6 protein-coding genes are annotated in these 8,338 nt (G+C 45.7%); all 6 read right to left on the minus strand.

What is annotated here, in order from left to right; translation table 11 throughout:
- Positions 1-323: 323 nt before the first annotated feature.
- Positions 324-515, minus strand: a complete 192-nt coding sequence (locus tag AB1797_11055; protein ID MEW5768139.1) for a DUF559 domain-containing protein — start codon at positions 513-515, stop codon at positions 324-326.
- A 61-nt stretch (positions 516-576) separates the two neighbouring features.
- Positions 577-2,943 (minus strand): endopeptidase La, encoded by a 2,367-nt coding sequence (gene lon / locus AB1797_11060; protein MEW5768140.1) that lies wholly within the window; start codon positions 2,941-2,943, stop codon positions 577-579.
- A gap of 1,280 nt (positions 2,944-4,223) precedes the next feature.
- Positions 4,224-5,855, minus strand: coding sequence for a tetratricopeptide repeat protein (locus AB1797_11065; GenBank protein ID MEW5768141.1), 1,632 nt, complete (start codon positions 5,853-5,855; stop codon positions 4,224-4,226).
- Between the two features lie 59 nt (positions 5,856-5,914).
- A complete protein-coding gene (locus AB1797_11070) occupies positions 5,915-7,054 on the minus strand; it encodes a glycosyltransferase family 9 protein (protein ID MEW5768142.1) in 1,140 nt (379 codons plus the stop codon).
- Between the two features lie 62 nt (positions 7,055-7,116).
- Positions 7,117-7,989, minus strand: a complete 873-nt coding sequence (gene argB / locus AB1797_11075) for an acetylglutamate kinase (GenBank protein MEW5768143.1) — start codon at positions 7,987-7,989, stop codon at positions 7,117-7,119.
- Between the two features lie 77 nt (positions 7,990-8,066).
- Entirely contained in the window at positions 8,067-8,225 is a 159-nt protein-coding gene (locus AB1797_11080; protein ID MEW5768144.1) for a hypothetical protein, read from the minus strand.
- Positions 8,226-8,338: the final 113 nt, after the last annotated feature.

Genomic DNA, 8,338 nt, shown 5'->3' on the forward strand with positions numbered 1-8,338 from the left:
AAAAAAGTAAGCTCATTACAGATTATAGTGCTATGGGTTAAGTTTCATCTCCTTTTGTCCTGACAGCGTCGGCATAAGAGCTTCCCCTCCCTTGATGGGAGGGGTTAGGGGAGGGTGAAATAACAAAATCTGCTATATTACCTATACTCGATGTTCAAGGTTTTCTTATAAACCGCTAAAGCGGTTACTTGAGTTTATTAGTATTCCCCAATTCACCCCGATAAATCGGGGTGCTATTCTCATGTTTACTTGAGTTTAGCACCCTGATTTATCAGGGTGTTACGGATAGGATAACATCCAGAATCATAACCGCTTTAGCGGTTTCAACCCCTGAAAGTCTGAGGGCGTAGGTCGAAAAAACTTGAACATCGAGCTATAGGTTCTTGTCTCCTGAACTTAAACCCTTCCAACTGTTTTGATCTCAATTGTCTCCATAGTAACATCTCTGCACTGGTAGCTCTTTTTCTAAGGTTTTTAGCAAGAGTAATAATATTGCCCGCCCATTTCACCCTCACCCTATCCCTCTCCCATCAAGGGAGAGGGAATTTTGCTTTATCTCCCAACTAACTGCTTAACTTAGTTTTGAGTAGTTACGTTAAGTGCTATCTTGAGGACATCATCCATATGTTTAACCAGCTTAATAGTAAGCTTCCGCTTCACATTACCAGGTATATCCACCAGATCCTTTTCATTCTCTTCAGGGATGAGGATAGTTTTAATTCCGGCCCGATGGGCCGCTAGGATCTTCTCCTTTATGCCCCCTACCGGCAGGACCCTGCCCTGAAGGGTTATCTCACCGGTCATAGCCACCTCCCGATTAACCGGCCGGTCGGTTAAGGCGGAGATAACGGCGGTGGTCATAGTGATTCCGGCGGAAGGGCCATCTTTAGGTATAGCCCCTTCAGGGACATGAATATGTATGTCTTTTTTTCGGTGAAACCCAGACTCAAGCTTTAGCTCGTCGGCTTTATTCCTGGCATAACTTAAACCCGCCCGGGCTGATTCCTTCATAACCTCACCCAGTTTTCCGGTCAGGATCAGATCTCCCTTGCCGGGCATAATGACCACTTCGATAGTAAGTATATCTCCTCCGGCTTCTGTCCAGGCCAGACCTGTGGCTACGCCGACGGTTCGCTTCTCTTCAGCGGCCATTCCAAAACGATAGCGAGGGGGGCCTAAATAACGATGGAGATTGCCGGCCGTGAGCTTAACGCTGTATGCCTTTCGCTTGCCTGTCCGAACCACTTCCTTGGCTACCTTGCGGCAAATATTAGCTATCTCTCTCTCCAGATTCCTTACCCCGGCTTCCCTGGTATATCTTCGGATAATGCTAAGGAGGGCTTCTTTGGAAAAAGTAAGATTGGCCGGCGTCAAGCCATGGTTTTTAAGTTCCTTGGGAATAAGGAATAATTCTCCGATCTTCAGTTTTTCACTTTCAATATAACTGGGGAATTCTAATACCTCCATTCGGTCCCTAAGGGGCGGAGGAATGGAGTAAAGGATATTAGCGGTGGTGATAAACATAACATCGGAGAGATCAAAAGGGACTTCCAGATAGTGGTCACTGAAGCTATTATTTTGCTCCGGATCAAGGACTTCCAGGAGGGCAGCCGAGGGGTCCCCTCGAAAGTCAGTGCTCATCTTATCCACTTCATCCAGAAGGAAAACAGGATTCTTTGAGTCTGCCTTACGCATCGACTGAATAATTCGGCCCGGTAAAGCCGCCACATAAGTCATCCGATGGCCTCTTATTTCCGCCTCATCCCTGACTCCCCCCAGGGAGAGTCTGACGAACTTTCGGCCTAAGGCCCTGGCAATTGATTTAGCTACCGAGGTCTTACCTGTCCCCGGCGGCCCCACAAAGCAAAGAATAGGGCCTTTCATTTTCTTGACCAGCTTCCTAACGGCCAGATATTCGACGGCCCTTTCTTTTACCTTGGACAGGCCATAGTGCTCTTCTTCTAAGATCTTTTCCGCCTGGTCAATATTCAACTTATCCCTGGTTTTCTTATTCCAGGGCAAGGCGATGAGCCAGTCAATATAATTGCGCACCACGGCTGTTTCAGCCGCCATCGGCGGCATTCTTTCCAATCTTTCCAGTTCCCGATTTGCTTTGGCTTCCGCCTCAGCACTCATCCCGGACTTCTTGATCTGTTCCTTTAATTCATCTATTTCGGCCGTATGATCATCCCGGCGGCCAAGTTCCTTCTGAATGGCCCTCATTCGTTCGCTCAGGTAATATTCTTTCTGGGCCTTTTCCATCTGCTTTCTTACCCGGCCATGAATCTTCTTCTCTATCTCCAGAATTTCTATTTCTGAAGAGAGAATGGCCGAAAGGTTCTCTAACCGCTCTGTTACGTTTATTATTTCCAGGATCTGCTGTTTTTGTTCCACCTTCAGGTTTAAGTGAGCCGCCACTATGTCAGCCAACCGGCCCGGCTCATCTACATTAACTACCACAGACAATGCCTCCGGCGGTAATCGCTTGGAGAGACCAACATAGTCTTCAAACTGGCCCGTTACACTTCGCATTAGAGCGGTTATCTCTTTGGTAGGCGAGTACTCTTCTTCGATGGGCTCTATGTGAACATAGTTAATTCCTTTTTGGTAAGTAAACCTATGGGCCCGGGCCCTGGCTAATCCTTCCACCAGAACCTTGATGGTCCCATCAGGTAATTTTAAAAGCTGAAGGATTTCAGCCACGGTGCCAAAGGTATAGAGGTCCTTCTCCGCAGGTATCTCCACGGCTGCCGTTTTCTGGGCGATAAGAAAAATGAGGCGATCTTCCAAGGTAGCTGCTTCCAGGGCCTTAACCGATTTCTCACGGCCAACAAAAAGAGGAAGAATCATGTAGGGAAAGATAACCATATCCCTCAAGGGAAGCATAGGCAGGTATTCTTTTATCACCGGCGCCTTTTCTTTCTCTTTATCCTTGATAACCATTTATTCCTGGTATAATAAAAAAAGTGATTTTTTATTATACTCATAACCCCCTTTTATGTAAATTTTGTATCCAAACTTTTGCGACCTGTGAAATAGGTTTAAATAAGATGCAAGAAACTTTCCATAGACATAGATATTCAAGCTCTACTACTAAAAACAGGTCGCTCCTACGGAGCTGCAAATATATTGCGTTTGCGAAATTACTACAAACAGATTGCTCCTACGGAGCTTTATTCAGGTTAGCTCCAGAGGAGCGACATGTTTGTAGAAAATATATCTCTCATAACAAATTAGCTCCAGAGGAGCGACCTGTTTATTCTCTTTCTCACCTTCTCACCCTCTATTGGGGGATATTTGTATAAACCTATTTCACAGGTCGAAATTTTGTATCCAAACTTTTGCAGAAAATTCAAGATATAAAGCCACAGATTAACACAGATTGAACACGGATAAACACAAAATATATTTTATTTTCTTGAAATTCGATGTTCAAGTTTTTTTCTAATGAAGTTGGCATACTTTTTGCAGTAATTCGATATTAGTTTTTCAAGTAGTTAAGAGTAAATGGTTTTCTGCCGATGCCTGGTTAGAAAACAAACGGCCTGCTTGTACAGGGGGAAGCCTACGAAAAAGAGTCAAGGTAGAAAACTGAGTAGTTACGCCTGGTTCAAGTTATCCAGAAAGTGATTTTGTCCAACCATCCCGAAGAAATGTTGGAACGCTTGATTAAGGCAGCCAAAGATGTATTCAAATTGGCCCCCTCCAAAAAACATATGATGAATCGAGAGGGGGACGTTTGGAACCAACCCCTTCATTGAATTACAGGGTTGAATACTGTCTGGCTTAAAGGGCAGTGCACACGAGCAGCGCATTTTATAGCAAGAAATATGCCAACTCTGCTGAAAAAAACTTGAACATCGAGTATAAACTCTACAAAGATACTTTCCACTTCTCTATCTTCACCGGAGACAAAGCCCATGATACTTAAAGTGGACCCATTTGTCAAGACAAAAAATAGCGTTTTTGAGACGGTTCACTTTAGTGTGAGAGCTTGCGTCTAAGAGAATAAACAGATCGCTCCTATGGAGCTAATTTATTATGACTCGATGTTCAAGTTTTTTTTCAGCAGAGTTGGCATATTTCTTGCTATAAAATGCGCTGCTCGTGTGCACTGCCCTTTAAGCCAGACAGTATTCAACCCTGTAATTCAATGAAGGGGTTGGTCCCAAACGTCCCCACTCTCGATTCATCATATCAGAAAAAAATTTGAACATCGAGCTTTAGTTACTTCTGTCTGACAATTCTTCCAGCAGCTTCAATAACCTCAAGGCCTCAGGATGATGGGGATTTACACTCAACAGGGTCTGATAATTCCTTTGGGCATCTTCGTATTGTCCCAGCTTGATCTGGCAGCGGGCCAAGCCGGTCCTCGCCCCTTCATCCTCTGGGTTATTAGCCAGGATAATATTATAGGCTCGAATGGCCCCCTCGTAGTCACCCCTTACCGCTTCTTTATCTCCCATTGCCTGATATAGGCGGTAGGCCCTCTTCGGCTCCAACTCCCTCAGCTTGTCAAGTAAAGGAAAAACGGGCTCAAATTCCTGCTCCTCAAAATAGATATCAACCAGGTCCAGGTAGGCCGGAATACCTTCCGGTTTCAGCTCGATCACCTTTTGGAGGAAATTCTTGGCCTCTGGGTTCTTCTCTTCTTTGTAAATTAGACCTAACAGATAGTAGATGAGGGCGTTGGCCACCTCATTAGTTAGGGCCTTCAGACAGGTCTCTTTTATCCAGTCTGCCTCCCTGGTTTCCTGGTAACAACGGATAAGGCTTTCGTAGACCTTTGTGTTTTTAGGATTATGTTCCAGGGAGAGCTTAAAGTTGGCTATGGCCTCATCTAAACGAGACAGCTTAAGAAACGCCTCACCTATGTATTGATAAGCCTTATCGACCGAACCGGCCGAGGCAACCAACAAGTTATCATACGGCATTTCCTCTTCTTGCTGCTTTACGACCTCAATAAACTTTTTGAAGGTGGCAATTTCTTCCTCCCTTCGACCCATCTTAAGGTAGACATAGCCAAGAACCAGTATGATATCCGGGTAATCAGGACGCATTGACATGGCCTTTAAGCAGACTTCTTCCGCCTGACGATAATCCTGGAGTTCAAAGTAGGCATAAGCTAAGTCAAACATAATCATAAGGATAGTCGCTTCATCAACCTCCTTCACGGTCTTGGATATATCCAAAGCAACCAGGGCCTCCCGGATACACTCCTGATACATCTCCTGCCCCAGGTAGAGTCTTCCCAAATGAAAGCGGTAATAAAAGTTATTCGGGTCTTCCTCAATCCCATCTTTAAGCAATTTAGCAGATCGCTCAAACTTCTTTTTTGCCCGAGCCGGTGTCAGATTATAACCGCTGTGATAGATCCGAAATTTAGTGGTAAGAATCTTTCCGTGGATAATAAGTTGCTCATGAATGGCGCCCTCATAGTAAAATCCCTCGTGATTTTTAAAAAGCTTGAAAGCGTGGGCCGTGCCCATTCCGGTGGCTGTCTCACTATAGATGACAAAGCTAACCCCTACGTATTCTTCAGCCTCTTTCAATATCTTCTTGATCTTGGGTATATATTTACGGTCCAACCATTCATCGGCATCGAGCACCAGGATCCAATCCGAGGCGGCATAGGAGAGAGAAATATTCCGGGCCTTAGAGAAATCATCCTCCCAGGGATGCTGGTAAACCTTAGCCCCAAAGGAACGGGCTATCTCCCTGGTTTTATCTTTTGAACCGGTATCGACCACAATGATCTCATCGACCAGGCCTTTCACGCTTTCCAGACAACGAGGCAGATTTTCTTCTTCGTCTCGAACGATCATACAAAGGGAAATGGTCGGATGTTCTGGCATATCATAGGGCGGCCTCCTGTCGCCACCTCGAGGATCAAGCCTCGAGCATCCCGTGGGCTCTAAGCAAACAACAAAATGCCCCTTTGCCTGGAATGGTCTTTCAGATAGGCTAGTTCTTGATCAGTCAAGGTGTTAGGTAGATAGCCGGTCAGCCTCAATTGGATGTCAAGGGCTCGAGCAACCTCTTCCAACTCGATTTTATCCATCCTCTCCTCCACAATCACCAGGTGACCCTTTCCATAGGGACGGCTCTCAAAAGGGAAGGTTCCTCCAAAGAGACCAATGGTCGGTGTATTTACGGCGGCCGAGATATGCATTGGTCCTGAATCAGTAGAGACAAACAGGCGACACTTCTTGATCAAGGCGCCTACTCGACGGAGGTCAGTCTGGTCTGTGGAGATAACAGGCTTAGTTTCCATCCTCTTTACTACCTCGGCTACTACCGTATCTGCCTCCTCTCTGGCGCCGGTAATCAGTATCCTGGCCCCGTATTTATTAACCGCTAAATCACCCAGTCGGGCAAATCTCTCGGGCAGCCACCTCTTAGCAGCCCAGCCAGCGCCCGGCTGGAATCCGATCAAGAGTTCATTCTCACTTATCCCCTGGCTGGCCGTAAAGTCAGTGGCAAACTCCATATCTTCATCTCTCAAAGGCACCTCCAACTTCGACTGATATGTCTGGACGCCCAGGGGTCTAACCACCTTCAAGTAAAGATCAACCAGATGTTGCCTATTCTGCTGTCTCAGTTCTTGAGGTTGGTAAATGGTATTGTATACTTCCCTGGCATCCCGGCCATGAACCACGTAGTTACCCCATTTATTCAGCGCCATACCCAGGACAAGCTTAGCTCCGACTAAATAGGCTATGATGGCGCTGATCTCGCTGTAATGAAGATTAACCACTAGGTCGAAGGATTCTTGACGCAATTGTCTCACCAGGGCATAGAGTTCTTCCTTAAGTATCTTCAAAAAAGGGGATCTCCCTTCCCTTACTTTCTTCTTGAACCGTTTTCTATGCAAGACGAAGACTCGATTGAGGGCCTTGTTCCCCTCAAGCAAGGTAGCGCACCTGGATTCCGTCAAATAGCCAAGATAAGCCTCAGGTAGATGTCGGCGAAGGGCGGCTATCAACGGCGTCGATCGCAGGACATCACCGATGGCATCCAGGTGAATGATAAGGATTCGCTCAGGTTTATTCATCACTCAATCTTACCATAGTCGGATAAAATTACCCCTTTATCTGTTTCAATCTGGCAAACCAGTTACCTATTAGTAATCTGTGTCCCGATTCCTTTATCAGTAAATATCTCTAACAGGAGAGAGTGATGGACTCGACCATCGATAATGTGGGCCTTTTCTACCCCGGACTGGACTGCATGTTCGCAGGCTCTGAGTTTAGGAATCATTCCGCCGGTAATATATCCCTTTTCAAATAATTCGCTAATCCTATTTGCTCTAATGGAGGAGATAAGCGAATCATCATCCTCAGGGTTTTTCAGAATCCCCCTGGTATCGGTGAGGAAGATAAGTTTATTGGCCTGAAGAGAAGCAGCCAGTTCCCCGGCTACTAAATCGGCATTAATATTATATGTGGCTCCATCAGGATCCACCCCCAGGGGGGCAATAACCGGTATAAATCCGGCTTCATCCAAGGTAGTTATTATCTTAGGATTTACTCCGGCTACCCGGCCGGTAAAACCAAGGTCGATTTTATTAGTGGTGGTAAGCTTTTGAGCCTCAATAAGCCCCCCATCAACTCCACTTAAACCTACGGCTAAGGCCTTGCCTCCCTGGCCATTTATCAGAGAGACAATTTCTTTGTTCAGCTTCCCCGCCAGGATCATCAGGGCAATGTCTCTGGTTTCAGCATCAGTTACCCGGTGTCCTTCGACAAATTCAACCCCTTTGCCCAGTTTTTCCATCAAAGTGGTGATTTCAGGGCCGCCACCGTGGACAATAACCGGCTTCATGCCCACAAATCTAAGAAGGACAATATCTAAAGCAAAGGCCCTGGCCAGGTCTTCATCCACCATAGCCGCCCCTCCGTATTTGATGACTACAGTTTGCCCCCAAAAGGTCTTTATATAGGGCAGGGCCTCAATAAGGACCTTCGCCCGGTCCAGTGATTTTTCCAAAGATAATTACCCCCCTTCGAATTTGTGTATCTACTCAAAATCAAGTTAAAAAAGTAAGCTCATTACAGATTATAGTGCTATGGGTTAAGTTTCATCTCCTTTTGTACCGACAGCGTCGGCATAAGAGCTTCCCCTCCCTTGATGGGCTTATCCTTACCCACATCTTTTAAAAACCACGAAGAACACGAAGGGCACGAAGATAAAACAAATCTTTTAATCCCATCTTTAACTTGCATTCCGCACTTCCAGAAAAGGTTTTGTGCTATTGGGCCAACAAGGCTTTTTGAAAGATAGCTTTATCTAATAGAAGCTTTAATTAAGAAAAGAGATTGTCACCTCACCATAATGA

This window comes from bacterium, from assembly GCA_040753085.1.
Classification (GTDB): domain Bacteria; phylum UBA9089; class JASEGY01; order JASEGY01; family JASEGY01; genus JASEGY01.

Coding starts and splice junctions, on each gene's coding strand:
- lon (MEW5768140.1), bottom strand. CDS start 2,943: ATGGTTATCAAGGATAAAGAGAAAGAAAAGGCGCCGGTGATAAAAGAA.
- AB1797_11065 (MEW5768141.1), bottom strand. CDS start 5,855: ATGCCAGAACATCCGACCATTTCCCTTTGTATGATCGTTCGAGACGAA.
- AB1797_11070 (MEW5768142.1), bottom strand. CDS start 7,054: ATGAATAAACCTGAGCGAATCCTTATCATTCACCTGGATGCCATCGGT.
- AB1797_11080 (MEW5768144.1), bottom strand. CDS start 8,225: ATGCAAGTTAAAGATGGGATTAAAAGATTTGTTTTATCTTCGTGCCCT.